The sequence below is a fragment of the Rhizobium sp. Root708 genome (assembly GCF_001429725.1).
In the GTDB taxonomy this organism is placed as follows: domain Bacteria; phylum Pseudomonadota; class Alphaproteobacteria; order Rhizobiales; family Rhizobiaceae; genus Rhizobium.
The window spans coordinates 61,274-77,013 of sequence record NZ_LMHV01000002.1; the positions used below are offsets into that span (position 1 = coordinate 61,274).

Annotated in this window: 14 protein-coding genes and 1 pseudogene; 7 read left to right on the forward strand and 8 right to left on the reverse strand. The window is 58.4% G+C overall.

The annotated features are described in order from the left end of the window. Nucleotides 1-12 precede the first annotated feature (12 nt). Nucleotides 13-1,608: an ABC transporter substrate-binding protein gene (locus tag ASE04_RS02535; protein ID WP_056811483.1), complete on the reverse strand. Its 1,596-nt coding sequence runs from the start codon at nt 1,606-1,608 to the stop codon at nt 13-15. 128 nt (nt 1,609-1,736) lie between these two features. On the opposite strand from ASE04_RS02535, the gene ASE04_RS02540 reads away from it, so the two are divergent. Genes ASE04_RS02540 through ASE04_RS02550 form a run of 3 tightly spaced genes read left to right on the forward strand, consistent with a single transcriptional unit; the run spans nt 1,737 to nt 4,519 of the window. After that, a complete protein-coding gene (locus ASE04_RS02540; RefSeq protein WP_056811486.1) occupies nt 1,737-2,447 on the forward strand; it encodes a GntR family transcriptional regulator in 711 nt (236 codons plus the stop codon). Between the two features lie 13 nt (nt 2,448-2,460). Then, a complete protein-coding gene (locus tag ASE04_RS02545) occupies nt 2,461-3,369 on the forward strand; it encodes a dihydrodipicolinate synthase family protein (protein ID WP_056811837.1) in 909 nt (302 codons plus the stop codon). Between the two features lie 10 nt (nt 3,370-3,379). Beyond that, on the forward strand, nt 3,380-4,519 hold the full coding sequence (locus tag ASE04_RS02550; protein ID WP_056811490.1) for a mandelate racemase/muconate lactonizing enzyme family protein: 1,140 nt from the start codon (nt 3,380-3,382) through the stop codon (nt 4,517-4,519). Between the two features lie 293 nt (nt 4,520-4,812). Here ASE04_RS02550 and ASE04_RS02555 read toward each other — a convergent pair whose 3' ends face one another. The 6 genes and pseudogenes from ASE04_RS02555 to ASE04_RS02575 form a co-directional block, all read right to left on the reverse strand. Then, nucleotides 4,813-6,129: a hypothetical protein gene (locus ASE04_RS02555; protein ID WP_156408683.1), complete on the reverse strand. Its 1,317-nt coding sequence runs from the start codon at nt 6,127-6,129 to the stop codon at nt 4,813-4,815. Continuing rightward, nucleotides 6,102-6,686 carry an adenylate/guanylate cyclase domain-containing protein gene (locus ASE04_RS02560; protein ID WP_056811497.1) on the reverse strand — a complete coding sequence of 195 codons (585 nt, stop codon included), beginning with the start codon at nt 6,684-6,686 and terminating at the stop codon, nt 6,102-6,104. The genes ASE04_RS02555 and ASE04_RS02560 overlap by 28 nt, the downstream gene beginning before the upstream one ends. A 252-nt stretch (nt 6,687-6,938) precedes the next feature. Beyond that, the gene (locus tag ASE04_RS02565) at nt 6,939-8,291 is read right to left on the reverse strand and encodes an HD-GYP domain-containing protein (protein WP_056811500.1); all 1,353 of its coding nucleotides are present in this window, start codon (nt 8,289-8,291) and stop codon (nt 6,939-6,941) included. Nucleotides 8,292-8,568: 277 nt separating this feature from the next. Then, nucleotides 8,569-9,570 carry an alpha/beta fold hydrolase gene (locus tag ASE04_RS02570; protein WP_056811503.1) on the reverse strand — a complete coding sequence of 334 codons (1,002 nt, stop codon included), beginning with the start codon at nt 9,568-9,570 and terminating at the stop codon, nt 8,569-8,571. Nucleotides 9,571-9,888: 318 nt separating this feature from the next. Further along, a pseudogene (locus tag ASE04_RS32140) lies at nt 9,889-10,076 on the reverse strand (cytochrome b/b6 domain-containing protein); the annotation flags it as partial. Between the two features lie 120 nt (nt 10,077-10,196). Further along, nucleotides 10,197-10,460 carry a pentapeptide MXKDX repeat protein gene (locus tag ASE04_RS02575; protein WP_056811506.1) on the reverse strand — a complete coding sequence of 88 codons (264 nt, stop codon included), beginning with the start codon at nt 10,458-10,460 and terminating at the stop codon, nt 10,197-10,199. Between the two features lie 190 nt (nt 10,461-10,650). Between ASE04_RS02575 and ASE04_RS02580 the strand changes: the two genes are divergently transcribed. From ASE04_RS02580 to ASE04_RS32005, 4 genes are all read left to right on the forward strand, one after another. Beyond that, a complete protein-coding gene (locus ASE04_RS02580; RefSeq protein WP_056811509.1) occupies nt 10,651-11,208 on the forward strand; it encodes a sigma-70 family RNA polymerase sigma factor in 558 nt (185 codons plus the stop codon). Then, nucleotides 11,192-11,836, forward strand: coding sequence for a DUF1109 domain-containing protein (locus ASE04_RS02585; RefSeq protein ID WP_056811512.1), 645 nt, complete (start codon nt 11,192-11,194; stop codon nt 11,834-11,836). The genes ASE04_RS02580 and ASE04_RS02585 overlap by 17 nt, the downstream gene beginning before the upstream one ends. Before the next feature lie 207 nt (nt 11,837-12,043). After that, nucleotides 12,044-12,310 (forward strand): hypothetical protein, encoded by a 267-nt coding sequence (locus tag ASE04_RS02590; RefSeq protein ID WP_056811515.1) that lies wholly within the window; start codon nt 12,044-12,046, stop codon nt 12,308-12,310. 198 nt (nt 12,311-12,508) lie between these two features. After that, nucleotides 12,509-12,679, forward strand: a complete 171-nt coding sequence (locus ASE04_RS32005) for a Thivi_2564 family membrane protein (protein ID WP_113362577.1) — start codon at nt 12,509-12,511, stop codon at nt 12,677-12,679. A 126-nt stretch (nt 12,680-12,805) separates the two neighbouring features. On the opposite strand, the gene ASE04_RS02595 is transcribed toward ASE04_RS32005, so the two are convergent. Further along, nucleotides 12,806-15,658: an ATP-binding protein gene (locus ASE04_RS02595; RefSeq protein ID WP_056811518.1), complete on the reverse strand. Its 2,853-nt coding sequence runs from the start codon at nt 15,656-15,658 to the stop codon at nt 12,806-12,808. Between the last annotated feature and the right edge of the window lie 82 nt (nt 15,659-15,740).

Genomic DNA, 15,740 nt, shown 5'->3' on the forward strand with positions numbered 1-15,740 from the left:
GACAGCAACGACTTATTCGCCCTTCGAGACGGTGTCCCAACGGGTGAGCCAGGTCGAATGGCCGACATAGCCTTTGACTTCTTTTCTCACCGCCTTCGCGTCCGTGCGCTGGAAGGAGGTGATCAAGGCGGGCGAAGCGTCCAGGTAGGCCTTGTTGATCTTGGCGTAGAGATCGGCGCGCTTCTGCTGGTCGGTCTCGTGCGCGGCCGCAGTCACCATGTCCTGGATGTCCTTCGGAACCTCCCAGGCGGAGCGCCAGGCGATCAGGCCGGAGAGTTTCGCATCGTCGGCATTGTTCGGGTTCGTGGCATAGGACGCCAGAACCGCATGTGGGTCGGGCAGGCGTTCGCCGGTGCGCGCCGAGAAGATCTCGAATTCGCGGTTGCGGAACTTGCCGATGTGATCGCCACCCTGCAGGTCGAGCTTGATGCCGGCCTTGGCCGCGTTCGCCTGCAGCGACTGGGCAACTTCGTATTCCGGCGTCACGGGAGTCGCGTAATAGACCTTGGAGAACCCGTCAGGATAACCGGCTTCCGCCAGCAACTGCTTGGCCTTGTCGATATCGAGCTTGTAGGGATTGTCAGTGCTGGCACCGGGCAGACCGCCAGGAATGATGGTCTGCTGCTTGATGCCGTAATATTTCATGACGGTGTTGGCGAGACCGTCATAATCGACGAGATAGCGGAATGCCTCGCGAACCTTCGGTTTGGAGAGGATCTCGTCCTTCTGGTTGAGCGCCAGATAGTAGAAGCCGAAGCCCGGCGTCTTCTGGATATCGGCTTTGCCGCCGGCCTCGATCGCAGCCAGATCGGTAGAGGAAAGACGCGTCGCGACGTCGACGTCGCCGGCTTCCAGCTGGAGACGCTGGCCCGACGATTCCGGCATATGGCGGAGGATCACCCGGCGCATCTTCGGCGCACCCTGCCAGTAATCCTTGAAGGCCTCGGCGATCAAAAGGTCATTGACGCGCCATGTTCTGAGCGAATAGGGGCCGGATCCGGCATCGTTGGTTTGCAGGAACTCGCGACCCATATCGCCGTTCTTCTCGTTCTTGGCGAGCAGCTGGCTATCCAGTATCGAGGTCGAGAAGCTGGCGAGCGAGAAGAGGATCAGGTTCGGGTTCCAGACCTCGGGGGTCTGCAGCACGACGGTCGCGTCATCAGTTGCCTTGATGAGGTCATCGACATTCTTGTCGGTGACCCCCCACTGGCGAAGATCGACCGAGGGCGCCAGGCCGAGCTTTACCAGGCGGCGCAGTGACCACTCGACATCCTTGGCGGTCAGCGCGTTGCCGGAATGAAAGGTCACGCCGGAGCGGATCTTGAAGGTGAAGGTCTTGCCGTCGTCGGATACTGTCCAGCTTTCGGCGATGCCCGGCTGCGGCTTGGTAATGTCATCGGCGGACAGCACGATCAGTCGCTCATAAAGGTTGGCGACGATCTCCGCCGATTCCAGCTGGTTGAGCTCGTTCGGATCGAGGCCGCGCATCGAGGACATGTTGGTGGCGATCACCAGCTGGTCCTTGGGCGTTGCCGCCTGCACTGCGAGCGGCATGGCCAGCGTCGATACCACCATAGCCGATGCCATCAGAAAACTGCGTCTTTTCATCGTCCTATCTCCTCCCTGGTGCGCCGGACCTCGCTCCGAACGCGAATTTTCATATCGACATCGATCTGAAATCTGGTATATCAGATCTCACAAAACGATTTTGCGGTCAACAGGGGAATTTTCGGGACATGCAAAAAGAGGCATCGACGCAGCCTGGCGCAGACCGCATCGAAAAGATCGACCCGCGGTTTTTAACGACATTGCGCGACCATGTGCACAAGACGCTGCGGACAGCGATTCTCTCCGGCCGCTTCGCGCCTGATGAGCGCGTCAACGAACGCCAGCTGGCCGAACAGCTTGGCGTCAGCACGACCCCCATCAAGGAAGCCCTGCGTCAGCTCGAGACCGAAGGGTTGGTCGAGACGCTGCCGCGCCGCGGCGTATTGATCCGTTTCAACGCAGGCTGGGCCGAGGAGATGATCCTGGCGCGCGCTGCGCTGGAATCGATGATCGCCCACCTCGCCGCCAAACGCATCGAAAAGGCTGAGGCCGGCGAGCTCGAAGAGGTCGTCAATCTGATGCGCAAGGCGACCGAGGACGGTGTCGCCGACGACCTGATTTCGCTGAACGAGACGTTTCACGAGCAGATCCACATCGCCTCGCGATGCCAGTATCTCTCGCGCATGATCGAACGACAGCAGTTCTACGACGGCAGCATCCGCCGCGTCATCCATTCCGATCCGCTCGAGCGCGGCAAGGCGCTGGCCGAACATGCCGCGATCGCCGCCGCCATCATATCCAGCGACAGCGACAAGGCCGAACGCGTCATGCGCGACCATGTCGTCCGTTCCGGAGAAACCTACCTCAACATCGTGTTCAAGAAGAAGGAGGACATCTGACGTGACCGAGGCAATGGAAAAGATCCGCAAGGCCCTGACGGGCATATCGGGCGTGCCCGTGACCCCCTACAAGGCGGATGGCAGCGTCGATATCGCCAAGCTCTCGGCCCTGATCACCCGCCTCGCTAATGCGCGGGTCCACAATCTGATGGCCGCCGGCAACACCGGTGAATTCTTCACCCTGACCATGGACGAAGTGCGCGCGGTCCATGCCGCGACGATCAAGGCCGCCGGCGGCAAATCGCTGGTGAGCGCAGCTGTGGGTCGTTCGCTGACCGAAGCCAAGGCGCTTGCCCGCGATGCCATCGCCGAAGGAGCCGACGCGATCATGGGCCATCATCCGATGGACCCGTTCGCCGGCCCGAGCTACCAGGCGCGCTACTTCCTGGAGCTTGCAGACGCCAGCACCGTTCCCGTCATCGCTTATGTGCGCAGCGACACGTTCGCCGTCGCCGATTTCCGTAAGCTGGCACTGCACCCGAATATCGCCGGCATCAAGTTCGCATCGGGTAATCTCATGCTGCTCGCAGAAGTGATACGCGCCACCAGGGATGCGCCGGCGATCTGGGTCTGCGGCCTTGCGGAGGGCTGGGCGCCGGCCTTCTACGCCATGGGTGCCCGTGGCTTCACCTCCGGCCTCGTCAACGTCTTTCCCGAGCGCTCGCACGCCATCCACCAGTCGTTGGAGACCGGTGACTACTCGAGCGCCCGCGCGCTCATCGACGATATCGCTGGCTTCGAGGCGCTGCGTACCAAATACCTCAACGGCGCCAATGTCACCGTCGTCAAGGAAGCGCTCGGCATGCTCGGAACCGAAGTTGGCCCCGTGCGCGTGCCCGGCGTCGAGAGCCTGACCGAAGCAGAACGCGCGGACCTTCGCGCCATCGTCGACAATGTCGCCGAGAAAAGCCGCGCGGCCTGAGGAAGATCCCATGCACATCACAGGCATCAAGACCTACATGCAGCGCGTGGACGATCGCCCTCGCCTGCTTCTCAAGATCGAAACCAGCGAAGGCATTTCCGGCTGGGGCGAGTGCTACAACCACGGCCCGGACTGGGCGCTGCCGCCGCTTCTCGACTACCTCTTCCATCAGATCGAGGGCGAGGATCCGCGCCGCGTGGAGTTCCTCGTGCTCAAGCTCAACCAGCAATGCCGCTTTCCGCCGGGCGCGCTCGGGCTTGCGGCAATTTCGGCGATTGATCACGCGCTCTGGGACATTGCCGGCAAGGCCGCCGGTCTGCCAGTGTACATGCTGCTCGGCGGCAATGTTCGCGATCGCGTCAAGGTCTATTGCGGCGTCTACACCGCACCCGCCCCGGAAGCCGCGCGCGACCAGTCGCTGGAGCTGAACGAAAAGTACGGCTATACTGCCTTCAAGCTCAGCCCCTATCGCCGCGATCTTCATTCCGGTCGCTGGGGCGAACTCGTCAAGGAGACGGGTGACTGGTTCGGCAAGATCCGCGAGATCACGCCATCGCACTTCGACTACGCCTTCGACGCCCATGCGAAGATCTTCGAACCCTATCAGGCCGTCCAGCTTGCCGCCGCCATCGCGCCGAATGACCCGTATTTCTACGAAGAGCCGATCCGGCCGGAACACATCCCGGCATGGACGGAGCTGAAGTCGAAGGTGACCGTTCCCCTGGCAACCGGTGAATCGCTCTATTCGCGCTTCGAGTTCCTGGCGCTACTGTCGGCTCGCGGCGCCGACATCATCCAGCCCGATATCTGCGTGGTCGGTGGCGTCAGCGAAATGCGACGCATCGCTGCCATCGCCGAGGCGCATTATGTAACAGTCGCGCCGCATAATCCGATGGGCCCGCTGGCAACCGCAGTGAACATCCACTTCTGCGCGGCCCAGCCGAACTTCAAGGTGCTGGAGTTCAAGCCGCACGTGCACGCTCCCTGGGCAGCTGACCCCTACATGCCGGTCGACGGCCATATGGAACTGCGCCCGGATCGCCCCGGCTGGGGCCTGGAGATCGATGAAAAGGCGCTGCAGACAGAGGATTACATTCACTGGGAGCGGAAGATCACCCGCAAACCCGATGGAGCGACAGCCTATCCTTGATAGGTCTTGCGTCTGGCTGCGGTAAGCGAATGCGCCGCAGCCAGCGATCTTTCCAAGGGATTTGAACCCCCGCAAGGCCACGGGGTCAAGCGTTTCGTAAGAACGGATTTCGAAGCATCTGAACCTGCCTTCCCCCTCTTTGGCGGCTTTGCGGCCCGAAGCGGACGTCACCCTAGCCGCCCGGCGCATATGTACCGTTTCTCGCACGCCGGGCCGACCTGTGAAAGCCACACCGACGAGCGCTGGATGGCTGGTGTCTGCAAGGTCAGTCGCGGCATGCCCGAGTCCTCCCATTATTTTTCGGGAAGGCCAGCCTTGATCAGGGCCAAGACCTGCCGATCGATCACTGCGGGCTCGATATTGAAGGTCATGTCCCTCCATCGGGCCGCCGTGTACCAGGGCTGTTGCGCAAGCACCTTGACGATTTCCTTGTGCGCATCATCGGGCTTGCCAAGATTGACGAAGTTGATCGCCCGCAGCAGTGGAACGCCGACGAAGAAGTCCGCAGTGCCCTCTATAAGCTTCGCTGACTCGGCGTAGTGCTCCTCATCCGTGAGCACAAACGCCTTCATGCTCAGATAGTAAGGCGCGTTGTTTGGGTCGCTTCTTAGCGCGAAATCCGCCAGCTCGATCGCTTTGTCGGCGAGGCCGTGCCATCTGTAGGCACTGGAAAGATCACCGATCAGGAAGGCGTCGCCGGGTGAAAGCGCCATCACCTCCTTGGCGCTTTGGAGTGACTTGTCGAAGTTACCCTCATGGGCGTTCACATAGCTAAAGGACCAAAGACCGCTCTTTTTCGCGTCCGGCCCGAGACTGGGGCGAGCTAAGGTCTCGTTGAGTATCTCCGACGCCTGTCGCCAATGCTCCTCGGGAGTTTGGTCATAGCCGTAGTTAGCGGCCAGCACGTTGTCCCAAGCAAGGCCAAACATCAACAGTGCGGAATCCGGGAACCTCTTGAGGCCCTCTTCTATGATCTCCCTTGCCTTGACCAAGCTCTGGGGGTTGTACTGCTGAAAATAGAAGTTCGAGCGCAGGAAGTAGTCGTACTCGGCGAGCTTCGGCGTGTCCTTCTCCCAGACCTTCCTGTATTCGCTTTCATACATCTTGCCGCGCTGGCCGCCGAGGGTGGCGACGATACGCTCGACAATCTGATCCTGGAGCGCGAGCGGATCGGTTCCCATCTTGTCGAGCTTTTCCGCCCAGACGTGCTCACCGGTCTGGGCGTCGGTAAGCTGGGCGGTGATGCGAAGCCTGTCTGCGTCCTTCCAGATACCACCCTCGATGACATAGGCAACATCCAGATCGCGACCGACCTGGCGGACGTCCGTCTTCTTGTCCTTATAGGCGTATGTGGCGCTTCCCGACATCACCTTGAGCTCGGACACGCCTGTGAGCATTGAAATCAGATCGTTCGTCATTCCGTCGCTGAAGTAGTCGAGCTTGGGATCGCCGCTCATATTCTGGAATGGCAGAACTGCGATGATCGGCACGCCCACCCGGTCTGACACGGAAGACGTGATAGCGGGGATTCTCAGGCCAGACAAAGGGACCGCCCAAAAGACCAGGCCGCTGGCCACCATCATTACAGACAGGCCTGCCAGAACCACCATAGGAGCATCCGCAGTTTGCGCGACGACCGCCTTGACGGTTGGCCATCCATTCTCACCCGATAACAGTCCACCCGCTCGGATATGTTCTTGACCTTCTGGGCTCCCATCGCCTCGAATCTCAAGGCGAGCGTCTTCTCGACCTCTTTTGCGACCTTCGCTGATACCCAAATTCCGCCAGGTTCAGCGAGCTGCTCGAGACGCGCGGCGATATTGACGCCCTCGCCAAACCGGTCCGGCCCTTCCACGATGACCTCGCCGAGGTTGACGCCCATCCGAACGCGCAGAGCGCGTTCCTGGGGTAAATCGCCGTTGCGTTCGGCCAGGGTCTGCTGAAGGGTTACCGCACATTCGACAGCCTGGCCGACAGAAATGAATTCCGCCAGCAGGCCATCGCCCATCAGCTTGAAAATGACTCCATGATACTTGGAGATGATAGGCTCGAACATTTCTCGCAAGCTCGTTTGCAAGCATTCATGAGTTCCTGTCTCGTCACGCTCCATCATCGCGGAATATCCCACGACATCGGCTGCGAGGATGGCGGCAAGCTTGCGGTCCATCGGCAATCCCACAGGCCGATAGCACGGCCTCTCCCGAATGGAGGATTGACCTCTGCGCGCTGACTGTCAACTTGCAGAACATCAAGGCGTTGCCCCTGTGTCGTGCTGATGAAGTCGACCACGGCCCGGCTATTCGACACCGAGAAGATCATTTATGCGGCGGATTGTTTGTCGATCGCTACGGAGAAAACGTTACCATTGCCCGATTGCGCCGCCTCCGCACCAACTTGTTGGATCAGCGGATCAGTATCGTCATGCCACCTGCTGCAACGGTGTTCTGGCCAATGCTCGCTCAAGTGCCGCTATGCAGATGGGGTCGTGTGCGGTGCCCGCGCCTTCCCGCAAAATGGCCAGGGCCGTTTCGATCGACATCGCCGCACGATAGGGGCGATCGGCGGTCAGAGCATCGAAGACGTCTGCTGTCGAAACAATCCGTACGTCCATGGAAATATCCTGCGCCTCCAGTCCTCGAGGATAGCCTTTACCGTCCAGTCTCTCATGGTGTGCTCCGCCAATAATGGCCGCACTTTGAAAGGCACCGATTGTCGATAGTATTTGCTCTGAAAACTCTGAATGGCGCTTCATCTGCCCCCATTCCTCCTCATCCAGCTTTCCAGGCTTGTCGAGCACGCTGTTGCTGATTCCGAGCTTTCCAATGTCATGAAGCAGAGCTGCGCGTTTCAACAACCGTCGCCCGTCGAAATCGACACCCATTTCCTCTGCTATCAGGTCCGAGAACAAGGCCACGCGATCACTATGGCCTGATGTATAAGGGCTTTTGGCGTCGATGACTTTGGCGAAGCCCGCAGCGATGTCATCAAGGTAATCCTCATCCGCCATGATCGCTTGCTGACCGGGTTCCGATTCAAGAACGATTGCCTCGAGATCTGGCGAACCCAATACGTCCCAAAAGCCTGAGCGCGCAGAAATCTGCACAAAGGTTTCGACAAGGTCAGGATCAAACCACTCGCCTTTACGCTTGGTGATCTCCTGCAAGGCGCTATCCCGTCCGCCGCTCACATGAAAAATATCAATCACCTGAGCTAGCAATGCGATGCGTGAAAATAGCGGCAGTTCTTCCCCTGCGATGCCGTTCGGCTTGCCTCCGCCATTCCAGTGTTCGTCTAGACCAAGAATGCCCTGTGCAACGCTTTCGGAGAAACGCATCTGTCTGGCGATTTCGGCGCCACGCTGGCATCGCGTCTGGATCAGCTCGGTCGCAAACGTGCCGCCATTCTGAAGAATGTTGAGAATACCGCGAAACCGCTCGGCAAGCCTTGCCTGCATGCCGGTATGTCCGATCACGAAACGTAGCACCTGGCTAAGGCTGCCATCGACGAGCTTGAAATCGCGCTTGAAACTGAGATCATCAGCGAGATAGAGTTCACAGATGCGAGCGGCATTGCTGCTGCAGCCGAGATCCTTCAACAGAAGGGTGTAGTAGAGATCGCGAAGTTGTTCCTCGTTCAGCCCGATCTCGCGGCCGATATGCGTTCCGATGTAACAGCATCGAATACAGTGACCTTCGGGCTGCCCCTCAGTCATGTCGAGAGCCTTGCTCAGAGCCTCAATAATTTCCGCCAGGCGGATCTGGATGCCGGTCATGAGAAAAGCCTCGTTGATATCCGCGAGACTACGAGAAGAACATTACCGACCGATGTAACAGAACTGTATTGATCTCAAAAGACAAGCTAGATCAATATATTAGATTATCCTTAAACGAAAAATGCTGCCGCGCGTGCAATTCAGACTTGGAACACTGGTGGCATCCGGCACCTAGGCTGGAGTGATACCCAGGAACGGCTTCGGCAAAACAATCTGCAGCGGAGCGGCAGTGCCGCAAACAGAGATGAGCCAATCCGACAACGTCTTACGCCAGACGTCAACGTTTGCCATCGCCTGCTATCCGTTGCTCGGTCGTTTTCTGGACCGCTGCCAGATTCGCCTTTTGACCGGCGACCCTTTTAATGGCTTCTATCGCAAGATCGCTGGCGACGTAATCGGACTTGTGACCGAGATTGTGAACCACCACCAACTTTGCTCTTGAAATATCGCGCGCCAAGCGCTGTGCGTGCACGGCCGGGGAGACGATCTTGTCGGCATCGCCGGTGATGATAACGGTCGGTGCCTTGATCCGGCTATATTTGAGGCTGGCCGTTTTGGCCCAGCTACTCAGAGCTTTTACCTCCATCGCGTTGTGCCAGAAAGCAGCCGGACGCAGAGCCTGAACAGCCCTTGTCTCTCGGACATAGTTTGCAGGTCGGTGGTTAGGCCAGAACACCGCGTTTGTGGAGCGATCAATAGCCAAGAGTCCGACGGGCGGGACGATGAGTGCGCTGAATAGCGGACCGGTAACGGGAACAGTGGCGGCATCGTAATACCATGCGACACCTCCCTCCCACGGGTAGACCGCAGGCGACAGTAAAACCAAGCCTGCCACTTTTTCCGGATGCCGAAGGGCAAGTGCTGCTGCGATGGCTCCGCCAAAGGAATGTCCGACAATGATCGCCTTGCCGATGCCACGCTTTTTCATAAGCTGCGCGATGGCATCTGCCTGCCCGTCAGGCAGGATCATCGGTGGGTTGCCCGCATCGGACGCTCCATGGCCGGGGCGATCGACAAACAAGAGGTCAGCCCTGCCCTCCAATTTTGTTCGAAACGAAAACATCGGGTCGTAAAGACTGGCGCTGGCGCCATGGATAAAAACGATGGGCGGCAGGTCGGCCCTCCGACCAGCCTTGATCAAAATGCTGTTGAGCTTGACGCCGCCAATATCCACAAGCGACGGACGAGGTTCATCAGCGTAGGCGCCAGAACTCCCGGGAAAAGCTGCGAGGATAAGAAAGACGACGGCAGACGATAACCTGGCCAAGATGTTCGGCATGAAACCTCTGAAAGCTGAAAACCTTGAAGGCCCTTTACGTGAGGTTGGTTCAAATGGTTTCGTTTCAAGCCAAACAGAATGCAGTTTAAACGCGCCACCATTTCCAGCACCGCGCCATCCTTACCCACGAACGCCTCACGTCGGCGGAACGACACCATCGACCCGTCGCATGCCTTTTCGGACGGCACAAACACTGTCGCACCAGCTTTGATGTCAGCGACGACGGCAGTCGCGAACGTCACGATCGGCGTGCCATCCGGAATAGCGATCTTCTGTTCCATGCCTTTGTAGATGAATGACGGTTACAGTGTGGCCTTCGACCGATTTCATCGCATCGACGACCGTCGCATTGGCCATCGAAATGAACGACGGGTCGTCGTCAGCACCATACTGCCCCCAATAGAGGCTTGGATGAGCGTTGGAGATTTGCAGTCCGCCAACAGCAGCACGGTTCGCAGCACATTCAGCCAGTGCGACAGGCGGACTGCCAGGATATGGCAACGAATAGGCGAGCGGGTACGAGTTGCAGCCTTGCTGAGGCGTCCACGGACTCTCCCCCGAAACGGGGGGACCGTGTCGACGAAGGCGCCCTTGCAACAGTTGCAGGCTACAAGGGCGCGGGGCGATTATTTCATCGCGTCGCAGGACTTCATCATGTCCGCCTTCTTCATGCTGTCCTTTTCCATGCCGGCCTTGTGCATGCAGTCGGCCTCGGTGCCGTCCATCTTCATCGCGTCGGCCTTCATGCCATCCTTGCTCATGGTGTCGGATTTTGTCGTATCGGTCTTCTTCATGGAATCGTTACTCGTCTGCGCCTGCGCAATGCCGGAAGCCAGCGACAGGCCGAGAAGTACGGCAAGGCAAGTGGTATTGAAAAGACGAATTCTCATGATGCTTCTCCCAATGGATGTGCTCGCCGCATGTCGCGCCGAAGGTTCACAGGAAGCTCATTCGATGCATCGAAAGGTCGGTTACAGCCATCACACCGATGTGATCGATTGATCGGCATTCGGGCTGTCTCGCTTTTCTTCGGCAGACGTGTAACGGTTTTCCGGTCAGGCCGTATTAAACGGAAAAGACATGAAGCAGTTGACCGAAACCGAGTTGAAAGCACTGATGCTCTTGTCCTTGGACGGGGACGAGACTGCATATCGCTGCCTGCTGAATATGCTACGGCACCTGCTGGTCAGCTATTATGCAAGAAGGCTCGGCGGTAGTGCGGCCGCGCACACGGACGATCTGGTACAGGATACGCTTTTGGCTCTGCATCAACGCCGGATCACTTATGACCGTGAGCGACCGTTCACCGCATGGTTCTTCACGATCGCCCGGCACAAACTGGTCGACCATCACCGGCGTGCGGGTGGTCGCTCGCATATCGGTCTGGAAACCGCTGGCGATGTGTTGGCTCCATATAGCGAAGATGCGGTTGCAGCGAACATCGACGTCAACCGGCTGTTGGCCAGCTTGCCGGCATGGCAGGGCGACATGATCCGGCAGGTCCGGCTGGAAGGGCGATCCGTTGCGGAAACGGCGGCCGGGACTGGCCGCAGCGAAGCGATGGTGAAGGTCGGCGTGCACCGTGGCATCAAGGCATTGGCTGCGAAATTGAGAGGCGAGCGTGGCGAAGACGGATGATATCATCGACCGATTGGTGAAAGACTTGGAGCCGGTGCGCAAAGGTGCATTGCACAGGTTGCTGATGCGCGCGCTTGTTTCAGGCTTTGCGCTATCGTCGGCGATTATTCTGCTGGGCCACGGCCTTCGCCCCGACCTTTCTGTCGCCCTTGCGCAGGCTGCATTCTGGGCGAAATCCGCCTATCCCCTGTTGCTTTCTATCGTCGGAGTGGTCGCCCTGATCAAGGTGGCACGACCGGGTGGCCGACCGACTGGAGCCGCGCTCCAGGTACTGGTCATCTATATGCTTTTGACGATTCTCGGACTTCTGCAACTGAATGCTGCGGCACCGGCAGAACACATCCGGCTGATCATGGGAATTTCTTACTGGTTCTGCCCGCTGATCATTCTAGCTGCCGGAGCGCCCCTGATGGCAGCTACATTCTTGTTCCTGCGTCGCGCCGCTCCTACCCAGCCACGTCTTGCCGGCTTTGTCGCTGGCGCCACGGCCGGCTCCATCGGAGCCTGGGTCTACAGTTGGGGCTGCACCGAGAATGGTCTGACCTTCGTGGCGCTATGGTACACGCTCGGCATCCTGCTGTGCGGCCTGATCGGGGCATCCCTCGGCAAACGTCTGCTGCGTTGGTGAGATTGGGTGGCGGAACTCGTCGTCGGGATAGCCTCGTGCCCAGGGCCCTGATCGAAGTCCATACGGCACTCAGGCTGGGTGGACTTCCTACGACAATCAAAATGATCGCCTTCCATTTTTTGCTCGACCCCCCGACGCCGCAACCTAGACCGATGTCCAACGTTATCGATGTATGGCGCGGCCCGTCGGCCGCGCCCCCAGGATGCTATGAAAAATATCAGTGACTGGCTCGACGAGAATGTGAACGACGACGTGAACCTCGATGACGATGCGGCCGTTGAACAGCAATCCGACCTCATCCGAGCGGAAGCCGAAGCTGCTGGCTACTCCGCTGCCGACCTGAACAACGCGTGTGGAGGCGACATTGCAGGGTACCTACGAAATCGGCGAATGGGAGCTGCTGGTGAAGATGCCAACGGAAAGATAGCGGGCGACGTGTCTCCAATCATCCCGCCCGGCTTCAATCAACAGTGACGCACGAAAATGCATGTAACGGAGCACCCGGAAGGGATGCGGCCGAGCATTGCTCTCACCGTCGATCGACGGCCGAAAGCCGCAGCTTAACTCCAGATGGCGGAGCGAGGGCTACCGCAAGGTGCAGGCCTTCCATTTTTTCTAAGCGCTCTATCTAAGCTTCTGAGACGAAACAATATTATAGCCTAGGAGTTTTGAATGGTCGGAGCATCTGTACTTATTGGGATTTTGATCACCTTTCTCGTCATCATCCTCGTATTATATTTAGTCCAGCGGTTACCGATTGATGCCAAGATGCGCCAAATCGTGCAAGTAATCGTCATTCTCATCGGGATCATTTCTCTACTAAAGTATCTTGCCGTCTTCTGAGCGGCGACAAGATTGAGCTTCGGCGCCTTTCCGATGCCAGGTCATGGCCAATGATGACCGGCCTGTTCTCTCAAAATCGGTCACAGCTTTGAGACGATTACGCTGAAGGAATGTTCGGACTGGCTGCTAATTCGCTCTACGGGACGACTGTAGAAGGACGCGCGCCTTCAGCAAATCGGCTGTATCAAGGCCTTCATCAAACCGTTCGTAAACAGTGTTCAACAAGCTCCACGCATTTTGCTGCTGCCCGTTCTCACTCCACAGAGTAGCAAGGTCGGTTGCGGCACGGAGCTCCCAAGAACAAGCTCCCATGCGACGGCCTATCTTCAAGGATGACATCAAGCATGCCTCCGTATCCTCTACATAGCCGGCCACCGAGAGTAGCCCTGCCTTTACACGCAATAGCTCGGGCAGATAGCAGCGATCTCCATCCCGCTCGACCAGTTCGATCGTCGCGTTGATCCTGGCAATGCCTTCGTCGTGTTCACCGGCGAGAGCCAAGCCCTTAACTAGAGATAGCTGAAGCATCGTCGTGAACACCTCATAGGTGGAGGTATGGAGCTTCTCGATACAGCGCCGCAGGGTATCGATGCCTAACGCCACCTCACCGCGCCGGATGGCGATCTCACCTTCGAAGCCCCGGGCTACGGTTACGTATGGGGAAAGGAAATGGAGACCGGCGCGCGAGACCAGCCAGTCAATGTGTTCTTCGGCACTCGGCACGTCGTCCCGCCACAGAAAGACTGCAATCCCACCAAGCAGCGCAATGCAAAGTGTAAGCGAATGATCCAGCTTGGCGGCATCACTGATCGCTCTACGCGCCTGAATTTCCGCCTGCTCAGGATAGCCCTGAAGCCAGAGATTTCGCGCAAGAATTCCCCCGGCCAAATGTTTGCCTTCGAAGCCGACGTAACTCGCAGGGGTTCGTCGTTGCCGCGGTTCGCTCCTCAATGCGGCCTCAAGCTCCGCGCGGGCATTGACGAGATCGCCGGTGAAATGAAGTGAGTTTCCGAGGAAAAAATGTCCCAATTCAATGGTGGCCGCATCACCCACCGATACGGCGAGAAGCGAACAGCGCCGCGCGTAATCAACGGCTGCGTTAAAGTCTCCAACCCGCAGGCTGAACATATGCAACGGGCCCAAGATACGCAGTTGATCAACGGCCCCGCCCCGCTCTTCGGCAATATGAAGTGCACGACCCAAGGCAATTTGCGATGTCTCGCGGCCGCCTTGCAGGTACATTTGGGAAATCCCCAAGCCCGCCTGCAAGTGCATCTCCTCGACGCTGCCTTTCGATGCCTCGTCCATTGCGAGCAGCGCGCGCTCGGACCAACGCTTGCACTCGGGAAAGAGAGACATCATCTGAAAAACAGACACGGCGGCGGCGGCCAGACTTATGCCAACGGCGAGATCACCTTTCTCACCAAAGGCCCACTCCAATGCCGCCCGAACATTGTTGATGCTCACGAAGTATGGCAGCCGATCCGAGCCTGCTGACATCGTCGGCCAATCCGGTCCAAATTGCTCGAGCCATCGGTTATAGTAAGCGGCATGGCGAGCATTCAAGCCTATCCGGTCTTCGTCCATTTGGCTTTGTTGTGCGTATGCTCTCGTTGTATCGAGCAACCGGTAGCGCATCATGGACCCCACCGGATGGGTGGCAAGGAGGGATTTGGCGACCAGATTGTCAATGGCATCAAATATCGCTGCCGGAGCAATGTCGGATGAGGATACAACTTCCAGTGCCGCGTCGAGCGTAAAGTCCCCAACGAATACCGCGAGCCGGCGAAGCACGGTGCGCTCGACCTCGGCAAGTAGTCCATAGCTCCAATCGAGCGTCGCTTGGAGTGTCTTTTGGCGCGGCGGAGCTGTCCGCGATCCAGCCCATCCCAACGTCAAATGCTGATCGAGAAGCTTTGCAGTCTGGGCCAGTCCGTAGCTCTCAACGCGCCGCGCGGTCAACTCAAGAGCGAGCGCCATTCCGTCGAGCTTGCGACATATACTGGCAGCGATTCGGGTATCTTGCTCATCCAGGGCAAGCGAGGCGCCGCTTGCGGCGGCCCGTTCGATGAAGAGTTGCAACGCCGGAAACGAACGCAACGCCTCAGCAGAAAGCTCAGGATCATCAGGAGGGCAAGTGAGAGTGTCGAGTCGGTAAACGGTTTCGGCTTCGATCCGCAAGGCTTCCCGACTTGTCGCCAGAAGATAGACCTTTGGAGCGGCTTCGATGATTGCCGCAGCGAGATCGGCGATAGCTTCAATGAGGTGCTCGCACGTGTCGAGAACCAACATAATCTGCTTATCCCTGAGGTAGGCGATCAAGCTCGGACGCACATCATTGGAGCCGACGGGCAAACCGAGCATGGAAGCAATTCCTGCGGCTACCAAAGCCGGATCGCTCAACATCCCATAATCGGCAAAGAGGACCGCGCCATTGAACGTTGGTGCAAGATGGTGGGCGACTGCCGTTGCGACCGTGGTTTTGCCTACCCCGCCGACCCCAACGATGTTCACCATACGTGATGCCATCACCTTTTCGCTCAGTCGGACGACGTCCTGGTCTCTCCCAACCATACGATCTAGCCGCGTCGGTAGTATTGCGTGTCGGAAGTCAGAGCCAGCAACATCCTCAGGGGAGCGGTTGGGTTGAGAAATTGGCGCGACGAAACAGTAGCCCCTCCCGGCAACGGTCGTGATGTAACGCGCTCCGTCCTGCCCATCGCCCAGAGCCTTCCTGAGCCCCGTCATGTGAAAACGCAGGCTCCCCTCGTCAACGATGACATCTGGCCATACTCGGGATATCAGGTCTTTCTTGCTGACGATAACGTTCGGCTCGCGGGCAAGGGCCACGAGCAAGTCCAGCGCACGCGCGCCAAGGTCGACCGGATTGCCGTCTTTCGCCAGAAGCCGCCGGGCCACGCTCAGATGAAATGGGCCGAAGGAAAAGTCTTCTGTTGCGCCATCCCTGATCCCGTTCATAACTTTCGCCTAGCGCTTCATCGGCCAGTTATACTCCAATGAAATCTTTAACGCTATTGAGGCAAGCGTGCCGCAGGCTCTT